This is a genomic window from Microbispora sp. H11081, assembly GCF_012999535.1.
Lineage (GTDB): Bacteria > Actinomycetota > Actinomycetes > Streptosporangiales > Streptosporangiaceae > Microbispora.
The window spans coordinates 479,246-499,873 of sequence record NZ_JABBWV010000004.1 but is presented as its reverse complement, the minus strand read 5'-3'; the positions used below and the strand labels follow the sequence as shown (position 1 = coordinate 499,873).

16 protein-coding genes are annotated in these 20,628 nt (G+C 72.7%); 4 read left to right on the top strand and 12 right to left on the bottom strand.

Annotated features, from left to right (window positions below; translation table 11 throughout):
• The first annotated feature begins 52 nt into the window (after nucleotides 1-52).
• On the top strand, nucleotides 53-781 hold the full coding sequence (locus HHX31_RS14625) for a Uma2 family endonuclease (protein ID WP_169948791.1): 729 nt from the start codon (nucleotides 53-55) through the stop codon (nucleotides 779-781).
• Here HHX31_RS14625 and HHX31_RS14620 read toward each other — a convergent pair.
• From HHX31_RS14620 to HHX31_RS14610, 3 genes are all read right to left on the bottom strand, one after another.
• Entirely contained in the window at nucleotides 756-4,013 is a 3,258-nt protein-coding gene (locus HHX31_RS14620) for an ATP-dependent helicase (RefSeq protein WP_169948790.1), read from the bottom strand. The genes HHX31_RS14625 and HHX31_RS14620 overlap by 26 nt on opposite strands.
• A complete protein-coding gene (locus tag HHX31_RS14615) occupies nucleotides 4,007-7,237 on the bottom strand; it encodes an ATP-dependent DNA helicase (RefSeq protein WP_169948789.1) in 3,231 nt (1,076 codons plus the stop codon). The genes HHX31_RS14620 and HHX31_RS14615 overlap by 7 nt, the downstream gene beginning before the upstream one ends.
• A gap of 211 nt (nucleotides 7,238-7,448) precedes the next feature.
• Nucleotides 7,449-8,444 (bottom strand): zinc-binding dehydrogenase, encoded by a 996-nt coding sequence (locus tag HHX31_RS14610; protein WP_169948788.1) that lies wholly within the window; start codon nucleotides 8,442-8,444, stop codon nucleotides 7,449-7,451.
• Between the two features lie 109 nt (nucleotides 8,445-8,553).
• Here HHX31_RS14610 and HHX31_RS35650 point away from each other — a divergent pair, with 109 nt between their 5' ends.
• Complete coding sequence (locus HHX31_RS35650) at nucleotides 8,554-9,222, top strand: TetR family transcriptional regulator (protein ID WP_169948787.1); 669 nt, start codon at nucleotides 8,554-8,556, stop codon at nucleotides 9,220-9,222.
• 75 nt (nucleotides 9,223-9,297) lie between these two features.
• Here HHX31_RS35650 and HHX31_RS14600 read toward each other — a convergent pair whose 3' ends face one another.
• The 7 genes from HHX31_RS14600 to HHX31_RS14570 form a co-directional block, all read right to left on the bottom strand.
• A complete protein-coding gene (locus HHX31_RS14600) occupies nucleotides 9,298-12,195 on the bottom strand; it encodes a CDP-glycerol glycerophosphotransferase family protein (protein ID WP_169948786.1) in 2,898 nt (965 codons plus the stop codon).
• Between the two features lie 251 nt (nucleotides 12,196-12,446).
• The gene (locus HHX31_RS14595) at nucleotides 12,447-12,758 is read right to left on the bottom strand and encodes an MGMT family protein (protein WP_169948785.1); all 312 of its coding nucleotides are present in this window, start codon (nucleotides 12,756-12,758) and stop codon (nucleotides 12,447-12,449) included.
• Complete coding sequence (locus HHX31_RS14590) at nucleotides 12,755-13,123, bottom strand: hypothetical protein (RefSeq protein WP_169948784.1); 369 nt, start codon at nucleotides 13,121-13,123, stop codon at nucleotides 12,755-12,757. Before HHX31_RS14590 ends, HHX31_RS14595 begins: the two co-directional genes overlap by 4 nt.
• Before the next feature lie 118 nt (nucleotides 13,124-13,241).
• Nucleotides 13,242-14,435 (bottom strand): S8 family serine peptidase, encoded by a 1,194-nt coding sequence (locus tag HHX31_RS14585; RefSeq protein WP_169948783.1) that lies wholly within the window; start codon nucleotides 14,433-14,435, stop codon nucleotides 13,242-13,244.
• The gene (locus tag HHX31_RS14580) at nucleotides 14,429-15,334 is read right to left on the bottom strand and encodes a hypothetical protein (protein WP_169948782.1); all 906 of its coding nucleotides are present in this window, start codon (nucleotides 15,332-15,334) and stop codon (nucleotides 14,429-14,431) included. Before HHX31_RS14580 ends, HHX31_RS14585 begins: the two co-directional genes overlap by 7 nt.
• A gap of 9 nt (nucleotides 15,335-15,343) precedes the next feature.
• Nucleotides 15,344-16,636: a S8 family serine peptidase gene (locus HHX31_RS14575; protein ID WP_169948781.1), complete on the bottom strand. Its 1,293-nt coding sequence runs from the start codon at nucleotides 16,634-16,636 to the stop codon at nucleotides 15,344-15,346.
• Nucleotides 16,630-17,349 (bottom strand): hypothetical protein, encoded by a 720-nt coding sequence (locus HHX31_RS14570; RefSeq protein ID WP_311931786.1) that lies wholly within the window; start codon nucleotides 17,347-17,349, stop codon nucleotides 16,630-16,632. Before HHX31_RS14570 ends, HHX31_RS14575 begins: the two co-directional genes overlap by 7 nt.
• A gap of 149 nt (nucleotides 17,350-17,498) precedes the next feature.
• Between HHX31_RS14570 and HHX31_RS14565 the strand changes: the two genes are divergently transcribed.
• Both HHX31_RS14565 and HHX31_RS14560 read left to right on the top strand, forming a co-directional pair.
• Nucleotides 17,499-17,963, top strand: a complete 465-nt coding sequence (locus HHX31_RS14565; RefSeq protein WP_169948780.1) for a hypothetical protein — start codon at nucleotides 17,499-17,501, stop codon at nucleotides 17,961-17,963.
• Nucleotides 17,963-18,274 (top strand): transcriptional regulator, encoded by a 312-nt coding sequence (locus HHX31_RS14560; RefSeq protein WP_169948779.1) that lies wholly within the window; start codon nucleotides 17,963-17,965, stop codon nucleotides 18,272-18,274. Before HHX31_RS14565 ends, HHX31_RS14560 begins: the two co-directional genes overlap by 1 nt.
• Nucleotides 18,275-18,363: 89 nt before the next feature.
• On the opposite strand, the gene moeZ is transcribed toward HHX31_RS14560, so the two are convergent.
• Entirely contained in the window at nucleotides 18,364-19,542 is a 1,179-nt protein-coding gene (gene moeZ, locus HHX31_RS14555) for an adenylyltransferase/sulfurtransferase MoeZ (protein ID WP_169948778.1), read from the bottom strand.
• A gap of 98 nt (nucleotides 19,543-19,640) precedes the next feature.
• A complete protein-coding gene (locus tag HHX31_RS14550) occupies nucleotides 19,641-20,555 on the bottom strand; it encodes an alpha/beta fold hydrolase (protein ID WP_169948777.1) in 915 nt (304 codons plus the stop codon).
• Between the last annotated feature and the right edge of the window lie 73 nt (nucleotides 20,556-20,628).

Below are 20,628 nucleotides of genomic sequence, written 5' to 3'. Positions count from 1 at the left end.
GATCCAGAGACGGTCCGTACCATCACATGGAGGAGCAGGAGAGGATGGCGCCATGGCCCTCACGAAGCCGACCAAGCGCGGCAGGCACGATCGCCCTGTCCCGCGCAAGCAGGACGACCCCGTCCCCGACGATGTCGTCTCGGACGAACACGAGCCCTCAGAGGCCAGGAAGCCCGAAAGTCTCGAGGACCAGCTGCTGCGCTTCTGCCTGGAACTCAACGAGGCCGGGTACCGAGCGGAGATCCATAACGGGCAGGTCGTCTTGAGCCCCCCAGCAACCATGCAGCACGCCGACATCCTCGACCGGCTCTCCAACCTGCTGTATGCCTTGAAGCTGCCCAACCGCTGGCGGTTCTTCTACGGCTGGGGAGTGCACATACCGCCGCAGCCCGACCTTCGACTGCCGGACCTCATGGTCGTGCCGGACGAGGTCGAAGCCTTCGACGAGATGCGCGCTCACGGGCGCAGCCTCCTGCTGGTCGTGGAGGTGTGCTCGCCCGGGACGTACAGGGTCGACTGGAAGGAGAAGCCGCTCGACTACGCGCGGGCGGGCGTGCCGCTGTACCTGATCGTGGACCCCGTGGCATCTCCGCGCAGAGTGACGCTGATGAGCGATCCTCTCTCCGATCTGGAGCCCTTCGACTACCGCCGGCAGGCGTACCAGCGGATCGTCACCGTCGAGGAGGGCGCGGTCCTGGAACTGCCAGAGCCCTTCGGGATCAAGATCGAGACGAGCGCGCTCTTCGACCAGGCGGTCAGTCCTCGGGAACCCGCCGAATGAGCGCGGTGAGACCGTCCGTGTCGAGGAGGTCCACGGGACGGGCGGTCTCGTTCGAGCGTACGTAGTGGAAGGCCGCGCCGACCTTCTCCAGCGGCACCCCGGCCAGCGCGGCCCAGGCCACCCGGTATGCCGCGAGCTGGACCGAGGCGGTCTCCGCTGCCCTGCCCTGCGGCCGTTCACCGGTCTTCCAGTCGACCACCACGTAGCCGTCGCCCTCCCGGAAGACCGCGTCCATCCGCCCGCGCAGCAGGCGGTCGCCGATCATCGTCTCGAACGGGACCTCCAGGTCGACCGGTTCACGCGTGGCCCACTCGCTCTCCTCGAACCGCTCCTGCAGTTCGGCGAGCTGCACGTCGGTCTCCGACATCTCGTCGGCGGCCCCCGGCAGCTCAAGGTCGTCGATCAGGCGCTGCTGGCCCCAGCGCGACTCCAGCCACCGGTGGAAGGTGGTGCCCCTGCGGGCCAGCGGAGCGGGCTTGCGCGGCAGCGGCCGCCGCACCTGCCGGGCGAACGCCGCCGGATCCTGCGCCAGCGTGACCAGCGACGACACCGACAGCCGCGACGGCAGCTCCACGACCGCCCCGGCCCGCCGCCGGTTCGTCTCCCGCTCACGCAGCAGCAGGTCGGTGTCGCGCGCCCAGGCCCGCATCCGCTCCCGTTCCCAGTCCCGGACGAGCGCCTGGTCACCGGCCTGCGGGGGCGGGGTGTCGCCCATCATCGCCTCCTCCACGAGGCGGGCGCCGTCGAGGACCGCGTCGCGCACCGTGACGGACGGCCACTCGGCCACGGGCGGCTCGGCGAGCAGCGGATTCTCCTCGCTCTCCGAATCCTCGGCCCAGCGCACGACGCGGGCGCCCGACTCGCGGATCTCCCGCAGGAACTGCGACGGCTCCAGCGGGCGGGACGAGGTGCCCCAGCGGTAGCCGGAGGCGATCAGCAGATAATGCGCCCTCGTGACCGCGACGTACGCCAGCCGCCGCTCCTCCATGAGGTCGCGGTCGCGGCAGCGCTCCTCGAACGCGCCCACCGCCTCCCGGTCCAGCCCGGCCAGCTCCGGCAGGTCCGCGGCGTCCCCCCGCAGCGGGTACGGCAGCTTGCGCGCGTTCTCCGTCCACCGGGAGTTGGTGACCGGGGTCGCGGGGAAGACGCTGCCCTTGATCAGCCCGCCCTTCTGCGAGGTGAGCTGCGACAGGCCGGGCACCACCACGACCGGCCACTCCAGCCCTTTCGACGCGTGGACGGTCATCAGCTTCACGGTGTTGCTGTCGCCGACGCGTCCTGCCTCCAGCCCGAACTCCTCCGTCTCCGCCGCCTTGAGGTACGCGAGGAACGCGCCCAGCGTCGGGTCCTCAGAGTCGCCGGCGAACCGGGAGGCGGCGTCGAGGAATGCGTCGAGATCGGCGCGGGCGGCCAGCGGGCTGCCGCCCCTCGCGGCGACCTCCACGTCGAGGCCGAGCCGGCGTTCGATCTCGCTGATCAGATCGGGCAGCGGCTGTCCCGCGTGAGCGCGCGTCTGGCGCAGCTCTCTGGCGACCGCCGGCAGCCGCACCCGCGCGAGCGGGGAGAACCGCTCCAGCCAGTCGGGCCGGTCGGACAGCTCGTCGAGCGCGTCGATGAGGCTGCCGCGCTCCTCGGCGAGGTCGGTGACGACCTGGTCCAGCGGGTCCGCGGGCCGTGGCCCTCCCCTCGCGGCTCTGATCTCCTTGTTGAGCTCGCGGGCCAGGTCGCCGAGCACCTTCAGGTCGGCGGGGCCGATCCGCCAGCGGGGCCCGGCGAGCAGCCGGACCAGCGCGTCCCCCGCGGTCGGGTCGTACAGCACGCGCAGGGTCGCCACGATGTCGGCCACCTCGGGCACCGTCAGCAGCCCGCCGAGCCCGACGACCTCCACAGGGACGCCCCTCGCCTCCAGCGCGCGCCGCAGCGCCGGGAACTGCGACCGCTTGCGGGCGAGGATCGCGACGTCCTGCGGCTGCAGGGCGGGGCCGCGCCTGGCCCGCTCGCCCTCACCCCAGGGCAGGCCGTCCGGGGCGCCCTCGCCGTCGAGCATGCCGGCCAGCCCTTCGGCGATCCACTCGGCCTCGTCGTCGGCCGTCTCGTGGAAGGCGCACAACACGCGCCCCCGGCCCACCCGGTTGCCGCCGGGCACCAGCACCGGCACCTCACGGGCCTCCCGGCGCAGGGGCGCCTGGATCCGGGCCGCGACACCGAGCACGTGCTCCCCGTTGCGGAAGCTGACCGACAGCCTGCGCACCTGCGCGGGGGCTCCGGACGCCGCCGGGAAGTCCTGGGGGAACCGGGACAGGTTGCCCGCCGACGCGCCACGCCAGCCGTAGATCGACTGGCAGGGGTCGCCGACCGCCGTGACCGGGTGGCCCCCGCCGTACAGCGAACGCAGCAGCACGAGCTGGGCGTGGCTGGTGTCCTGATACTCGTCGAGCAGCACGACCGAGAACCGGGACCGCTCTGACGCGCCGACCTCCGGATGCCGGGAGGCGATCCGGGCCGCCAGCGCCATCTGGTCGCCGTAGTCGATGACCTCACGTCTGCGCTTGAGCCGTTCGTACGCCTCGACCATCGGCAGCAGTTGCTCACGGACGGCCTGGGTCTCGACCGGCTTGCGCTGGTCCTTCACGATCCGCCCGGTGAGCGAGGCCAGGCGCTCGCGCAGCCAGTCGCCGATCTCGCGTACGTCGGCCGGTTCGCGCAGGTGCTCGGCCAGCTCGCCGGCCAGATCCAGCACGGCGGCCGTGACGCTCGGCGGGGAGAGGTCCACCCGGTCCATCGGGCCGTCGTACTGGCCGACCACCCGGGCCGCCATCTGCCAGGCGACTGCGGGCGTCACCAGCCGCATGGTGGGCTCCAGCCCTTCCCGCAGCGCGTGGTCGGTCACCAGCCGGGCGGCGTACGCGTGGTAGGTGGACACCGTCGGCTCGGAGTCGAGCAGCTCGGGCTCGACCAGCCCGGCGGCCGCCAGCCCGGCCAGCCGCCGGCGCACCCGCTCGGCCAGCTCGGCGGCGGCCTTGCGGGTGAAGGTGAGGCCGAGGATCTGCTCGGGCCTGGCCAGGCCGTTGGCGACCAGCCAGATCACCCGCCCGGCCATCGTCTCGCTCTTGCCGGACCCCGCCCCCGCCACGACCACCATCGGCTCAGGCGGCGCCTCGATGACGGCCGCCTGCTCGGGGGTGGGCGGGAGGATGTCGAGCCGGCCCGCCAGCTCACCCGGCGTCAGCACACCTGTCCTCCGTTGTCGTTCACCGGGCAGGCGATCTTGGCGGCGCAGGTGCGGCAGCCGTCGTTGACCGTGGCGACGAACACTCCTGCGGACATGCCGGTCGCCACCGTCTTGACCAGCTCGTCCGCCCAGCCGGGCTCTGGGTCGTCGGCGAGCGCCCGCTGCGCCTGCTCCTTGGCGTCGGCCGACTGGCCCGCCGCCTTGCCGAGCTGCAGGAGGGCCGCGCCGCCCGGCTGGACGAGGCCGTGCCGCTCGAACGCGCCGAGCGTCGTCGCGAGCTGGTAGACCCCGAGCTGCGGATGCCGGTCGATCTCGGCGTCCTTGGGCCTGCCGCCGCCGGTCTTGATGTCGATGATCACGGCCCGGCCCGCCTCGTCCCGCTCGACCCGGTCCACCCGGCCGGTGATCTGGATGTCGTGGCCGGGCACCCGTACGGTGAACGCCTCCTCCACGGCGACCAGGTCACGGGGTCTGTCCTTCTGCCAGCGGACGAACCTGTCGACCATCTGCTCGGCGACGCGGCGCTGCTTGCGGTTGAACCACAGCCCGCCGAAGTCGAACTGGTCCCAGATGTCGTCGAGCCGCTTGACGTAGTCGGTGCCGTCCTCGGTGGCCATCGCGGCGATCGCGTGGACGACCGTGCCGAGGCTCTGGGTGACGTTCGACGACCCGGCCCCGACCGCGGTCTCCAGCATCCAGCGCAGCCCGCACTTGGTGAAGCTCTCCACCGACGACGGCGAGATCTGGACGACGTCGTCGGGCCAGCCGAGGGGCCGGTCGTCGGAGATGGGGGTCAGCGCGTACCACTCGCCGGGGTTGGCGCCGGGCACCCCCGCCTGGGCCAGCCTGGCGAGATGCGCGGCGGCCTCGCGGCGCATCGCCTCGGACTTGGTCGTGTCGCACACGGCCGCGCGCAGGTCCGCGACCAGCGCGGACATGCTGAGCCACCGCGCCCGGTCGTCCACGGTCGCCGGCTCCACGCCGCCGGGCAGCAACTCTGTGAGGAACCTGGAGGGCCGTTCGTCGGTGTCCTCGCCGCCGACGGCGGTGACGACGAGCCTGCTGCGGGCACGGGTGGCCGCCACGTAGAACAGCCGCCGTTCCTCGGCCAGCATCTTGGACGCCAGCGCGGCCGTCGCCGCCTGGGCGGTGTCCAGCGCCGAGCCGCCCGCGAACTCCACCAGCGCCTCGGTGCCGAGCAGCGAGCCGCGCAGGCGCAGGTCGGGCCACAGGCCCTCCTGCACGCCCGCGACCACCACCACGTCCCACTCCAGGCCCTTGCTCCTGTGCGCGGTCAGGATCCGTACGGCGTCGCCCTCGGGGGCGGACTCGGCCAGCGTGTCACCGGCGATCTCCTGGGAGGTCAGGTCGTCGAGGAACACCGCGACCCCGGCCTTGGGCAGCCGGTCGGCGAAACGGGCCACGTGGTCGAACAACGCGACGACGGCGTCGAGGTCGCGGTCGGCCTGCGCACCACGCGCCCCGCCCATGAGACTGGCCTCCGTCCAGCGCTCCGCGAGCCCGCTGGCCTGCCAGATCTCCCACAGCACCTCCTCGGCGCCCCGGCCGTGCCGTACGGCGTCGCGGGCGGTGGCGAGTAACCGCCCGAGCCGTTCGGCCGGCGCCGCGACGTGCGGCTCGACGCCGTTCAGCTCCCGGGGGTCGCGCAGCGCCGCGACCAGCAGTTCGTCCGACGAGCGCGGGGTGAACGGCAGCGCCGGCTGGCCCTCCCCCTCGACGGCGGCCTCCGCGGCGACCGCCTCGTGCTCGGCGATCCGCAGCGCGCGGCGCAGCCTGCGTACGCCGATCATGTCGGTGCCGCCGAGCGGGCCCGTCAGCAGTTCCTCGGCGGTCGCCACGTCGAGCGCGGCCGGCGCGGCGGCGATCCGCAGCAGCGTGATCAGCGGCCGTACGCCGGGCTCCCGCACCAGCGGAAGCTCGTCGCCCGCGACCACGACGGGCACTCCGGCGGAGACCAGCGCCCGCCGCAGCAGCGGCACCTGCAGGGCCGCGCTGCGCACCAGCACCGCCATGCGCGACCACGGCACCCCGTCGAGCAGGTGCGCCCGGCGCAGCGTGTCGGCCACGACCGCGGCCTCCTGGGTGGCGCTGTCGGCCAGCAGGACCTTCACCTCGCCCGGCTCGGCGTCCTCCACCGGGATCAGGTCGCGGTGGCCGCCGGTCCTGTTCTCGTGGCTGTTATGGGAGCCAGGCACGGCCGGGAGGCGGAGGGCGACGCGGCGGGACGCCTCAAGCAGGGCGGGGCCGCTGCGGCGGCACACGCGCAGCGCGATCACCGGGGCGTCCTGTCCGTCCCGGGTGGGGAACCGCTCGGGGAACCGCAGGATGCCCTGCACGTCGGCGCCGCGGAAGCCGTAGATGGACTGGTCGGGGTCGCCCACGGCGATCAGGTCGCGGCCGTCCCCCGCGAGCTGCCTGAGCAGGAACTCCTGCGCCGGGTCGGTGTCCTGATACTCGTCGACCAGCACCAGGTCGTAGGCGTCCCGCTCGCGCCGCCGCACCTCGCCGTCGGTCAGCAGGCCGGCCGCTTCGCGGATCAGCTCCGAGTAGTCCAGGGCGGGCACCGGATCGAGGTCGAACCGGTCCTGGTAGCGGAAGGAGAACAGCCCGGCGGCCTCCCAGTCGGGCCTGCCGTGCTCGCGGCCCAGCCGCACCAGCGCGTCGCCGTACAGGCCGCGCTCGGCCGCCCGTGACAGGAAGTCGCGCAGCTCCTCGGCGAACCCACGGGTCTTGAGCAGCTCCCGCATGTCGGCGGGCCAGTGGCGCGCGCCGTCCTCCAGCTCGCCGTGCAGCAGCCGCCGGATCTCCAGCAGCTGCTCGGGACCGGTGAGCAGGCGCGGCGGCGGCTCGCCGGCCAGCACCGCCTCCCGGCGCAGCAGCGCGTACGCGTAGCTGTGGAAGGTGAGGGCCAGCGGCGTCCGGGTGGTCCGACGCATCCGGGCGGTGATACGTTCGCGCAGCTCACCGGCCGCCTTGCGGCTGAACGTGAGGACGAGCACGCGTTCCGGGTCCACGCCCCGGCGCTCGACCCGGTCGACGACGGTCTCCACGATCGTGGTGGTCTTGCCGGTGCCCGGCCCGGCGAGCACGAGCAGGGGCCCGCTCTCGTGTGCGACTACGGCCCGCTGATGTTCGTCCAGCACGGGAGCCGCGCGACGTCCCACTCCCCCGCGACGCACCAGCCGGTAGTTCTGACCACTCACAACACAGCATTCCACCAGATCACTGAGACAGATCGTGCCCGAATGCCCACTCCATGTCCCAGTAGGGCGGATCAGCCCGCCGCCGTCACCCGTACGTCCGGCTTATCCAGATCACCCTGACAGGCCCGCTTCACCGGCCAGGCCCCGAGGCTGGCCGCTTCCCGGTCGGGCAGCAGAGTCGACCGGACGGAAGGTATCGACATCAACCAGCTCAGGCAAGCCGGTCGGGCACAAGGACGAGCCGGCCGTCGAGCGAGCGGTTCTCCATCCGCTCGTGTGCGGTCACCGCCTCCGAGAAGGGCAGCACTTCGATCTCGGTCGCGCCGAGCCCCGCCGCCAACGCGGCGCGGGCCGCCTCCAGGGCGGGACGGATCGCGTCGGGGACCGAGGGCAGGTAGGCGCCGGCGTTGAAGCCGCTCACGGTGACGTTGCGCCCCCACAGATCGTTGCTGTCCAACGTGTGACCCCAGTCGCCGCTGGCGTTCCCGGAGGCCAGCAGCCGGCTGCCGGGCCCCATCAGGTCCAGGCTCCGGGTGCGGAGCTCCCCGCCGACCGGATCGATGACGACGTCGAAGGTCTCTCCCGCCAGGGCCTCGGTCATCTCGGCGGAGTCGACGATCCGGTCGTACGGCAGCCGGCTGCGCGCCGCGGCGTCCAGTTTGCTCGCGCGGACCGTGCCGACGACCCTGGAGGCGCCGAGTTGTCTGGCGATCCCCGGGAACGCGGCCGAGAACCCGCCAAGAGCGCCGTGGACCAGGACGCTCTCCCCCTTCACCATGCGGCTGACCCGCGTCAGGGCCACGTGCGCCATGGCCGCGTTGGGAAGCACCGAGACCGCGAGGGCGGAGTCGATGTCGTAGCCGTCAAGTGAGGCGACGAAGAGCGCCTTCGCGAGGTAGACGGAGGCGTATCCCCCGGTGCCGTGGCCCGCGGACATGGAGACGACGCGCTCCCCTTCGACGAACCCGCTCACCCCCTCGCCGAGGGCGCGGACGGTGCCCGCGACTTCGAGGCCGGGAACGAAGGGAGCCTGCGGCATGCCCGGCCGGCCCTTGAGGAGCCCCTGGCGCAGGAACACGTCCACGAGGCCGACCGCCGCATGCGTCACGTCGATGGTCATCTCCCCCGGCCCTGGCTCGGGTGTCGGCACCTCCCGGACGGCGAGTACGGACGGGTCTCCGAAGACTGTGGCTTGTACGGCTTGCATGGGTCTCGCTCCTCGATCGGCGGACTGAAGATAACGCACCTCGTGATGCGTTATTCACGGTACACCGCGTCGAGTGTTAGCGCATCAACGGGTGCGTTAAAATCGGGGCGTGCAGCAGAGAGCTCGTTCCGCGCAGGACAAGGCGCGCCGCTCGGAGGACCTCCTGGTCGCGGCCGAGGCGGAGGCCCAGGCCCGCGGCGGCGTCCGCTTCGTCACGCTCGCGGGCGTCACAGAACGGGCGGGGCTGCACCGCACCGGCGTGCGGCGCTACTACGCGAGCAAAGAGGAACTTCTCCTGGCGCTCGCCGAGGACGGCTGGCGCCGCTGGAGCGCCGCCGTGCGGGACCGATGCGCGGCCGACGTCCGCCTGTCACCCGAGGACGTCGGGCTCCTGCTCGCCGACACCATCGCGGAGCAGCCTGTCTTCTGCGACCTCCTCACCCATGTGGCGCTCAGCCTCGAAGGGGATGTCTCCGCGGACCGCGCCCGCCGGTACAAGACCCGCGCCTTCGAGGCGCATGACGCGCTCGTGGCGGCTCTGAGGGCTGCGAGCGGCATGACGACCGCGCAGCTTGCCGCCCTCGTCGCTGCGGCCCTGTCGTTCGCCGGGCACTTCTGGCAGATCTCCCACCCGACCCCGACGCTCGCCGCCCTTTACGAGGAGGTCCCTGAATGGGGCCACGCGGCCCTGGACTTCGCGCCGAGGCTGCGACTGCTGCTCCGCTCGACCGCACGGGGACTTGTCACCACGCTCGCGGAAGACGAGGAAGGTGGCTGACGGGCTTTCACCGGCCCGGGCGCCGGCCGACGTCCGGCGCCCCTGCCTCGCAGTCCGCGACGTTCTCCGCCCGGGTCAGGAGGAGAACACGTGGTCGATGACGCGGGCGGTGGCCTTGCCGTTGTCGTGCGGCGCGTAGGTCCGTACGAAGGCCGCGTAGCGGTCGGCCAGCTTGGCGGTCACGGCGTCGATGTTCCGCAGGACCTCGACGACCTCGGGCGAGGTCTCCAGACGCGGCCCCGGGCGCTGGGACTCGAGGTCGAGGTAGATCCCCCGGGACGACCGATACTTGCCCAGGTCCGGCGTGAACAGCACCACCGGCCGCCCGGTCGCGACGAAGTCGAACATCACCGAGGAGTAGTCGGTGACGAGCACGTCGGCGATCAGCAGCAGGTCGGCGGTGTCGGGGTAGGTGGTCACGTCGATGGCGAAGCCGTCGTGCGCGTTCACGTGCGGGAACGCCTGCATCATGTGGCCGCGCACCAGCACGACGTGATCGGCGCCCAGCGCCCGCTTCGCGTCGGCCAGGTCGAGCTTGACCGAGGCGTTCCTGCGGTCGTAGTCACGGTAGGTCGGCGCGTACAGGACGACCCGCTTGCCCTCGGGGATGCCGATCCTGCGCCGGATCTCCGCGGCCATGGCGTCCCGGTCGTCGAAGACGAGCATGTCGTTGCGCGGGTAGCCCGACTCCAGGATCTCGCCCTCGTAGCCGAACGCCTTGCGCAGCACGCCCGACGCCCACGGGCTCTGTGACAGCAGCACGTCCCAGCCGCGCACCTCCACGGCCTGGCGGTGCCACACCGGGGGCCGGGGCTCGCGCTTCATGTGGGCCTGGTCGCGGCCGATGTGCTTGACCGGCGTGCCGTGCCAGGTCTGCAGGCACACCTGGTCCTCACGGGTGCGGAACCACTGCGGCAGGAAGCCGTTGGAGACGATGTGGCGGGCGCGGGCCAGCGCCTCGTAGTGCTCCCGGCTGCCCTCACGGACGACCGTGGGCGTCACGCCGTCGCCGAGCCCCAGCTCGCGCGAGCCGGGCGGCACGAACGCGCCGTCCCTGACGACCCAGATGTGCTCGCTCTCGTCGCCGCGCCGCAGCCGCTCCTCGTAGATGGCGCGCGGGTTGTCCGAGTACGCGCGGCCGTCGAAGGAGACGTAGACGGTGGCCTCCCGCAGGGGCCGGGCGCGCTCGGCCGGGTAGAAGGTGCGGCTGAGCGCCCACACCCCCGCGGCGCTGCGCTCGTCGCCCGGCCGGTCCTCGGCCGCCACCAGCACCGGCACGTCGTAACGGGTGGCGACGAACCGGTAGACCCGGCCGCCGATCGTCCGGGGTCCCTCGTCCAGCCCGTCGAGCGCCGCGTGGTCGAACCGGGTGGGCACCATGGCGGGGCCGTACCTGCCGGGCGGGGCCACGGAGATGTTCCAGGTGCCCTCGGCCAGCGGCACGGCCGAGCCGAAGCGCGGCATCGCGCCGGGCGACAGCCGGACGGTGAACCGCTCGCCGTCGCGCTCGATCGGCACACGGATCGTGAGCCCGCCCCTGTGCCGCAGCACGAGGTCGCGCGGGCCGTCGTCCGGGTCGGGGTAACGCCCGGTCAGCATGATCGACTCGTCCTGCCACACGGCCGACGTGATCACGGGCAGGATCTTGTGGCCGGAGATGACGACCCGGTCGCGCCGGTCGCCCTGCACCGTGACCTCACGCTCGCCGACGAGCAGGCGGGTCTCCTCCGCGCCCTCCAGCATCACGGCCGCGGCGGGGTCGCCCTTGGGCTCGACCCACAGCCGCCGGGACTCCGCGCTGAGCAGGGTGCCGACCGCGAGCGACAGCGAGAACCGGCTGCCGCCCTCGACCGGGGTGAAGTCGGCCGACATGCGGTGCCCGCCGACGCGGGCCTTGCCCTTGGTGACGGCCCTGCCCGGCAGGAAGCCGGTGAGCTCGATGTTGTCGCCGTTCAGCCCCACGCCGGTGAGCTGCGCGCGGGTCGGCTGGTAGACCACCTGCAGCGCCTTGTCGGAGGTCCAGACGGGCCGCACCCACCAGCGCGGGCGCACCCGCAACCCGGCAGGGCGCTCGGTGCGGCCGATCACGGGCCCGCGCAGCACGCCCTTGGCCCGGGCGGCGCGGCTCCAGATCACGATCTCGGCCCGCCAGGTGGTGGTGTCCTGGACGATGTGGCGGCGGCGCAGCACCCGCTTTGTGCCGCGCACCAGGGCGCGCACCCCGGCGCGCCAGCGCAGGGCGAACGGATGCAGCTCGGCCGTGAAGCCCGCCCAGTCGTAGTTGCACCCGGGTTCGCGGGCGGCGTGGGTGGCCTCGGGGCGGTAGGTCCTGCGGGTTCTCATCGTGATCCGGGGCAGCCAGCGGGGGCCGCGCAGCACGACGGTGGCGCGGTTGAACCGCCCGCTGCGGACCGACAGGCCGGCGATGTAGGCGTGCCCTGTCACCCTCAGGCGGTTGCCCACCCAGGTGATGTCGTCGATCTGCGTGACCGGCACGAGGTCGGCCGCCCGCAGGCGCAGCAGTGAGTGGTCGGCGACCTCGACCGGAAGGTCGGCGTACCACCGCAGGCCGCGCCGGACCCGCCGCGAGGGCTCGGCCGCGGCGGCGGCGAGCTTGCCCAGCGCGTCGCTCTCCGCGAGCTCGCCCGGGTCCCGGGTCTCGATCAGGTGGCAGGCGACCCGGCGCCCGACCGGCAGGTCCCGCTTGACCTTCTGGTCGACCTCGGCGAGGTACGGCCGGAGCACGTCGATGGCCTGGCGGCGGCGGGCGGGCCCGCGCTTGGCCGCGGCGTCGAGGCGCAGACCGAGGGGACCGGCGATCGCCTCGCGGTCGACCTCCCGGCGCTGCGCGGGGCTCAGCCCCTCCGCGCGTACGAGCTCGACCAGCGCGTCTATCGGCTCGCCCCGGTCGTAAAGCTCCTGGACAGCCCGCAGTCGCTCGGCGACGGCATCGCTCGTGGGTGCGGGTGTCATACGGGAGGCACCACCCTTCGCCAGACCTGTGTTCTGAAAATGGTAATGCCCTCAGAACACTGCCGAACCTGACTCATCGAAGCCTGTGGATTTCCTGTGAATCACCCGGTGACACCGCCGTGGCGGGCGGTGACGAGCGGCACTACAGGGGAAAGAAGACGCGCGTCAGGCCGATCACGGTCCCGGTTGTCAGTGATCCCGTCAAAGCCCCTGAGAAGTCGGATTGACGACCACCGTCGACGGTCACGGCGTCAGGCGCGGCCGTCCCACCGCGCCGCGCGCATGTCGGCCCTCGCGCCGCGGACCGGGGTGCCCTCGTCGCGCCAGCGGGCCAGGCACTCGGCCTCCAGGCCGGCCGCCGGGGTGCCGTCGGCGCGGATCACCCGCCACCACGGGACGGCTCCGCCCCACAACGACATCACATGCCCGACCTGCCGGGGGCCGCCCTCGCCGAGGTACTCCGCGATGTCCCCGTACGACATCACCTTGCCGGGCGGGATCCGCTCGACCAGGTCGAGCACCCGCTCCGCGTACGGCGACGGCCCGCCGCTGCCGTCCCTCAAGCGCTCCACTCGGTCGGCCCGGCCGCGATGATCTCTTCGAGCTTGCCGAACTCGTACGACGACGATCCGTTGATCTGCTCGACCACTCCGTTCCTGATGCCGTACGCCTCGCCGTCCTCGCCCACGAGACGGGCGCCCATGAGGTCGGTGAGACGGGCCATCTGGGCGACCTGCCAGTCCGACCCGGGCTGGCCGAATAGCCGGCCCGACCAGGTCGCGACCGGATACACGGTATCGCCGTGTCGTGCGACGACCTCGCCCGCCTCGTGCGACCCGCGCAGCTCGAATCCGGCCTGTGCCGAGATGTTCGCGAGTTCGGCGTAGGCGAACGGTGCGTCCCGCTCTACGCGCAGCTCGTACCCCATGAGCCGCGACATTAGCGAAACTTGACCCGGCCGTGTCACCAGAAACGCGAACATCGGGAGCACCGCGTCCGAAATGCTGCGAAACGGCGGCCAACATGTGATCACCGGCGGCATTCGGTCATCGGCGGCGCAGCGCCACGGCGCCCGCGACGAAACCACCCGTTCCGAGCAGAACGGTGAGGCCGTAGATCCAGAGCCTAACCGGATCCGGCCCGGGGCGCGCGGGTCCCTGCGAGACCGGGCCCTTGCCGAAGTGCGCGTCGTCCTGGATCGCCGATGCGGGGCCGTATCCACCGAGTTCCCCCGCCTTCCGCAGAGCCGCCGCCGCGTCGACTACTCCGAATCCGATTTTGTCGTCATAACCCGTCGGCGGGCGGGGATGGGCCGTCGACGTCAGAGCACGCGACACCAATTCCGGCGGCAAATTCGGGTATTTGGCCTTTATTAGCGCGGCAGTTCCCGCGACTATCGCGCTGGCCGCTCCCGTTCCCGACACGGTCCCCTGGCGGCCTCCGGCCAGAGCCGCGGGCACCTCGTCCCCCGGCGCCGCGACCAGAACCGAGAGGTTGTCGCTGCTGCCCGCCGTCTTGGCGCCCCTGCGGTCGACGGCGCCGACGCCGATCACCCCGGGGTAGCCCGCGGGAAACGCCCAGTAGGAGGTGCCGTTCTGGCGGGCGTACGGCGACCTGCCCGCGTCCCCCACCGCCGCCACGAGCACGACGCCGCTGGCCAGCGCGAAGGAGACGGCGTCGCGCTCCGCGCGGTCCACCGCGTACGCGGGGACCGGCAGGCAGATGACCTTGGCTCCCCTGCTGATCGCGGCGCGGATGCCGCGGGCGATCGGGCTGTCCTGCGTCTCCTGGCGCGGGGTCTCCTGCCGCGGTGTGTCCTGCCCCGGGTCCCGGGGATCGGAGCCGTCCTGTGGCCGCCGGGCCGCCACGGGCACGGACAGCACCCGCGCCTCCGGCGCGACCCCGGAGATCCCCCCGCCGCTCCCGCTCCCGGCGATCAGGAAGGCCATCGCGGTCATGTCGTCGCCCGGCCGCGCCGGCTCGCCGCCGGCCGCCGCGCCCGTCAGGTCCGGCCCGTGCTCCACCCGGCCGCCCAGCCCGGGCAGGCCGGCGTCGGGCTGCCCGTCGCCGAGCAGGGCGACGGTCACGCCCGCACCCCTGCTGACCTTCCACGCGGCGGGAGCGCCGACGGCGTCCAGCGCCCACGTCGCGTCCTCGCCGCCCGGCGCCGCCCAGGCCGCCGGGCCGATCCCCAGGACGACCGCCGTCAGCGCCGCGCAGAGCGCGGCCGGCCTCAGCACACGTTCCCCTGGGTGCAGCGGGGGACGTCCGGGGGCTCACCGAGTGCGCGCGCGATGCGCCCGGCCAGGGTTTCGGCCATGGGCCACATCTCGCTGTTCACCTGTTCCTCCAAGGGGACGGAGGCGCGCGTCCTGCCGTCGGTGTACCCCACCGTGGAGAAGACGATGTACGGCCCCGCGCCCACCCACCCGGTGCGCTGGCGCTGCGCCGCGCCGAAGGTGTCGGTGACCGTGCCGGGGAAGGCCACAGGCCGTACGCCGACCCGGTCGTCCACGGGCAGTTCACCTGCGGCGTCGGTGCGGGCCTGCTCGCCCGGCAGCACGGCGATGCCCACGGTCACGGCGAACGTCGAGGTCTGGTCGACGTACGTGGCACGCAGCATGGCCTGGCAGCCGTACTTGCGCAGCACCGACGCCACCGGCGAGTCGACCGCCGCATGGCACGCCGTCTCGGGGGCGATGCCGACCCTGCGCGCGTACTGCTGAGCGCGGCCCAGCGCCGTGTACGGAAGCTCCTCGGGGAAGACCATGCCGGCGGGCCAGGCGCGCCAGCGGCGGGCCACGTCCTCGGCCACGTAACGGGCACGCTCGGCGTCGGTGAGAGGCCTGGCCCTGTTCTCCTGGACGAGCCCGACCGATCCCAGCAGCACGTTCACCGCCGCGACGGCGAGCACCACGCCCATGATCGTGAGATAGAGCGAGCGGAACCGGACGCCGCGCTCGAGTTCGGCCCGTTCACCGGCCTCCCGCGCGGCGGCGGCGCGCCCCCTGGACGCCGTCCAGGGCCGCGCGCGGGTGCGGCGGGCGGACGCGCCGAGCGGCAGTGGCCGAGAGCCCGCCCGCCCGAGGCGGGACGGCGTCGATGCCGTCTTCGGGGTGCGGGACTGCTCGGGCGGCATACCTCGATGCTACGTCGGCAGGCCCGTCGGCCAAGGAGCCGGAGGCAGCGCGTCGTCTTCCTCCCGCTGCCGTACGCGCGCCCGCCGGGTGAGCACGAGCAGGACGGCCAGGCCGGCGCCCGAGCCGGCGAAGGCGCCGATCGCGATGCCGCCGTAGAGGAGGATCGCCCCGGTGTCGCGCTGCACGACCACGATCGGGTCGTGGGGCGCCCCGGCGGAGCGGACCGGACGCGACGGGTTCTGCACGCCGGTCCCCGACGCCGTGGCGCGGTGGCGGGAGAGGGTGGCCGCCACGGTCAGCGCCCGGTGCGCGTTGACCACCCCGAACCCCGTTCCGGTGTTGTACGGCCCCCGGTCGGCCGGGGACGACGCGAGCGCCTGCGCGACGAGGGCGGGCGACATGCGGGGGTAGCGCGACTTGATGAGCGCGGCGACGCCGGAGACGAGCGCGGTCGCCTGGGAGGTCCCCCGGCCGACCCAGTACTCGTCGCCCGGCCCCGCCCCGAGTACGTCGACGCCGGGGGCGGCCACCATGACCGAGGAGTTGCGGTTGGAGAACGAGGCCCGCCGCATGGTGGACGTGACGGCGGCCACCGAGATCACGCCGGGGATCGAGGCGGGGTAGGAGTACGGCGCGGTCCGCTTGCCCGCGCCGTCGTTGCCCGCCGCGGCGACGAGCACGACGCCCTTGGAGATCGCGTAGCGGATCGCCGTGCGCTCGTCCTTCGTCGGCATGTCCTTCGACAGCGACAGGTTGATGACCTTCGCGCCGTGGTCCACGGCGTACCTGATGCCCTTGGCGACCACGGCCTCGTACCGCGAGTCGGAGTTGAACGTGCCGAAGCCGGGCTCCTCGTCCTCCAGGATCACCCGTACGGACAGCACCTTGGCCTCCGGCGCGATGCCGATGATGCCGTCGGCGCCGCCCGGGCCGTGCCCGTGCCCCGCGATGAGCGAGGCCATGTACGTGCCGTGCAGGCGGACCGGCTGCACCCCGCGCGGGTTCGCCCCGACCGTGAAGTCCCTTCCGGTGACGACCGACCCGACCAGGTCGCGGTGGTTGGGATCGACACCGGAGTCCAGGACCGCGACGGTGACGCCCTTGCCCCTGGTCAGCCGCCACGCGTCGTCGACGTCGAGGGTGCGCAGCACGTCCTGCTGGCTCATCCGTACGTCGTCGGCCCGGGCGGGGCCGGCACCGAGGAACGCGCCGCCGGGCAGGGCGAGCAGCGCCGCGGCCGAGGCGGCCACGACCTTCCGCCCGAGCTTCCCCCCGAGCTTTCCCCCGAGCGCGGTCAGCATCGCCACTCCTTGGCGGTGCAGTCAGGGGACGCCGGGGCGGTGAGGATCGCGCCGACGTCCTCGGCCAGGTCCTCGGTGAACGAGAACATGGTGTCCCGCTGCTTCCCGAGCGCGCGGGCGGGACGCCCGTCGACCTGTCCCGCCGTCGTCATCACGAGGTAGGGCCCGGCCACCCGCAGGGTCAGCGCCTGGCGTCCGCTCGCGGTGAAGCGGTCGGTCACCGTGCCGGGGAAGGCGAGGGCACGCAGCCCGGGGGCCGCCGACCCGTCTCCCGGGAAGATCGGGATGGCGGAACGCGGCCCGAGCTCGTCGGGGAAGGCCGCCACGCCGATCGTCACCACGATGCCCTGCAGGGCGTCGAGGTAGGTGGCCCGCAGGATCGCCCGGCAGCCGGCCGTCCTCATCTGGTCGGCGATGGCCGCGTCGACGGCGCCGCGGCAGTCGGTGCGCGAGGAGATGCCCACCCGCCGCGCGAGCTCACGCCCGCCCTGCTCGCTCGTGTAGACCAGGGTGGCTGGGAAGATCCGGCCGGCCGGCCAGCGTTGCCAGCGCAGCGCCCTCTCGGCCGCCTGCGCCTCGCGCAGCTCGGCGACCCTCGGCCCTCTGGTCAGTTCCGCGACGGCGGCGCTGGCCGCGATCCCGCCGACGACCGCCAGGACGAGGGTGATCGCGGAGGCCACGGCCACGGCGGGCCAGGTGCGCGTCTCACCCACTGCGCCTCCGTTTCCGTGGTGGCCTCCCTCCTTCAGTGACCTTAACGCGACCTACCGCCTGGCATCCCCACAAATGTCATGGAAAGTACTTGACGCTTCGGAAAGTAGAAAATACTTTCCATGATGGAAAGACCATTGGAAGGAGCCTCATGGACCCCGAGGAAGCCGCGCGCAGCCTGGCGACGATCCGGCAGACGCAGGTGAAGGCCGTCAGGTCCCAGCCCTGGTTCCCGGCCTGGTACGGCGTCGGGGTCGGGCTGTTCGTCACGGGTGTGCAGTTCGTCACCGAGCCGGGCACCCCCGTTCCGGTGACGGTGATCACGAGTGTCCTGCTGTGCGCCGGCCTGGGCGCGCTGATCGCCGCCTTCGTCCGGACCCGCACGATGACGACCCACCGCAGCCTGATGCGCGCGGACGCCATCGCCGTCTTCGCGGTCTGGCTTCTCCTGAGCATCGGGATCTGCTTCGCCGTCGCCTTCCGCCTGAGCGCCGCCGAGGTGGCCTACGCCCGCACCTACGCCGGCCTCGTCATGACGGCCTTCCAGCTCGTCACCGGGCCCCTGGTCGGGCGCTGGGTCTCCGTCCTGCTCGCCCGCGGCATCGAGAACCGCTGATGGACCTCGATCCGGTCATCCACGCCCCCACCCGGCTGCAGATCGTCTCGCTGCTCGCGGCGGCCGAGGAGGCGGAGTTCTCGTTCGTCCGCGACACCGTCGGCGTCAGCGACTCCGTGCTGTCCAAACACGGCAGCGCGCTGGAGGCCGCCGGGTACGTCGCCGTGCGCAAGGGCTACGTGGGCAAGCGGCCCAAGACGTGGTTCAAGCTCACCGACGAGGGCCGGGCCGCGTTCACGGCGTACGTCGAGACCCTGCAGCGCATCGTCGCGCCCAGCGGCCTCAGCGTGGTGCGGGACCACCACGCCTAGGGACCACCACGCCTGGGGACGACGACGCCTAGGGACGACGACGGCCGCCGTCTCCGATGAGGAGGCGGCGGCCGTCGCGTGGCCGCGAATCAGTAGGCCGGCAGGCTGGGGTCGACCGTCTTGATCCAGCTCAGCACGCCGCCGCCCACGTGGACGGCGTCGGAGAAGCCGGCGTTCTTGAGGACCGCGAGCACCTCGGCCGAGCGGGCGCCCGACTTGCAGTGCAGCACGATCTTCTTGTCCTGCGGCAGCTTCTCCAGGGCCGAGCCGTTGAGGAACTCGCCCTTGGGGATCAGCACGGCGCCGGGGATGCTGACGATCTCGTACTCGTTCGGCTCGCGGACGTCGATGAGCATGATCTCCTCGCCCCGCTCGCGCATCTCCACGAGCTCGGCCGCGGTGATCGTGCTGCCCGCCGCGGCCTGCTGCGCCTCGTCGGAGACGGTGCCGCAGAACGCCTCGTAGTCGATCAGCTCGGTGATCGACGGGTTCTTGCCGCACAGCGGGCACTCGGGGTCCTTGCGGACCTTGACGTCGCGGTACTTCATCTCAAGGGCGTCGTAGATCATCAGCCGGCCGACGAGCGGCTCGCCGACACCGGTGATGACCTTGATGGCCTCGTTCACCTGGATGGAGCCGATCGACGCGCACAGCACGCCGAGCACGCCGCCCTCGGCGCAGCTCGGGACCATGCCCGGCGGCGGGGGCTCGGGGTAGAGGCAGCGGTAGCACGGGCCGTGCTCGGCCCAGAAGACGCTCGCCTGCCCGTCGAACCGGTAGATGGACCCCCACACGTACGGCTTGCCGAGCAGCACGGCCGCGTCGTTGACCATGTAGCGGGTGGCGAAGTTGTCCGTGCCGTCCACGATCAGGTCGTAGCCGGAGAAGATGTCCATCACGTTGTCGGTCGTGAGAGCGACGTTGTGGATGATGACGTTGACCAGCGGGTTGATCTCGCGCACGCTCGCGGCGGCCGACTCGGCCTTCAGGCGGCCCACGTCCGACTGCCCGTGGATGACCTGACGCTGCAGGTTCGACTCGTCCACGACGTCGAAGTCGACGATGCCGAGCGTCCCGACCCCGGCCGCGGCCAGGTACAGCAGCGCGGGAGAGCCCAGGCCGCCCGCGCCCACACACAGGACCTTGGCGTTCTTCAAGCGCTTCTGACCCGCCATGCCGACGTCGGGGATGATCAGATGGCGCGAGTAGCGGCGCACTTCGTCAACCGTCAGCTCTGCTGCCGGCTCTACCAGCGGTGGCAACGACACAGTTCCACTCCCGTTTTCGTGCCAATGTCGCGCTCGGCTCCATGGGCCCATCACAAGCTCTTCTCACAACTTAACCGGGGTAGCCCCGCATTCCCCAATCACGCTGTTCGGCGCAGGGACTTCCTCGTGTAGGCCAGCAGGCGGCGCGCCTCCCTGGCCACGAGCTCGGGATACTCCATCTGCGCCACGTGACCGGCGTGCGGAAGTGTGACCAGGCGCACGTCGCGGAAGACCCGTCCCGCCCGGTGCGCCATGCGCGCGTGGACCAGCCGGTCGCGCAGGCCGTACACGACGAGGGTGGGCGCGGTGACCCGCTCGGCCTGCCGCCAGAGGTTGTCGGGGCCGACGCGGAAGTACTCGCGCACGATCGCGCGGGCGCAGCCGACCATGGCCGCCCCCGCGTGCGGCAGGCCGTCGCGGCGGCGCAGTTCCTCGATCGCCTCGCGCAGCCGCTCGGGGTGGACGCGCCCCGCGTCGGCGTAGCACATGGCGAGCGTCGCCTGGACGCGCCGCTCCGGCGGCAGCGCGCTGAGCCAGCGGACGGCCAGCTCGCCCAGGCGCGGGGCGGCGGACATGGCGATCCTGGCCGGGCCGTACCTCGGCAGCAGGTCGGGCATCGCCGGCGAGACCAGGGTCAGCGACCTCACGAGGTCGGGCCGCATGGCCGCGACCCGCACAGAGACCGCGCCGCCCATGGAGTTGCCGACGAGGTGGACGGGCCCGCCTCCCAGCGTCTCCATCAGACGGACCACCGCCGCGGCGTGGGCGGGGATCGAGTAGTCGCCGTCCGCCGGCTCCGGCGAGTGCCCCGCTCCCGGCAGGTCGACGGCGACCCCCCGCACCTCGTCGGCCAGCTGGCCCATCAGGTCGGTCCAGTTGGTCGCCGAGCCCGCCAATCCGTGCACGTACAAGGCGGTCTCGGGCGGCCCCTCCGGGGTCGTCCGCACATGGAGGCGCGTGTCCCCCACGTCGATGAGCCGGCCGGGCCACAGTGGAATCGGCTCGACACCCACGCGTCCTCCCCTGTTCTCCTCGCGTTTCTCGACCATAACGCCGCCCGCGCACCTCCTCGGCGGGCACTCCCGC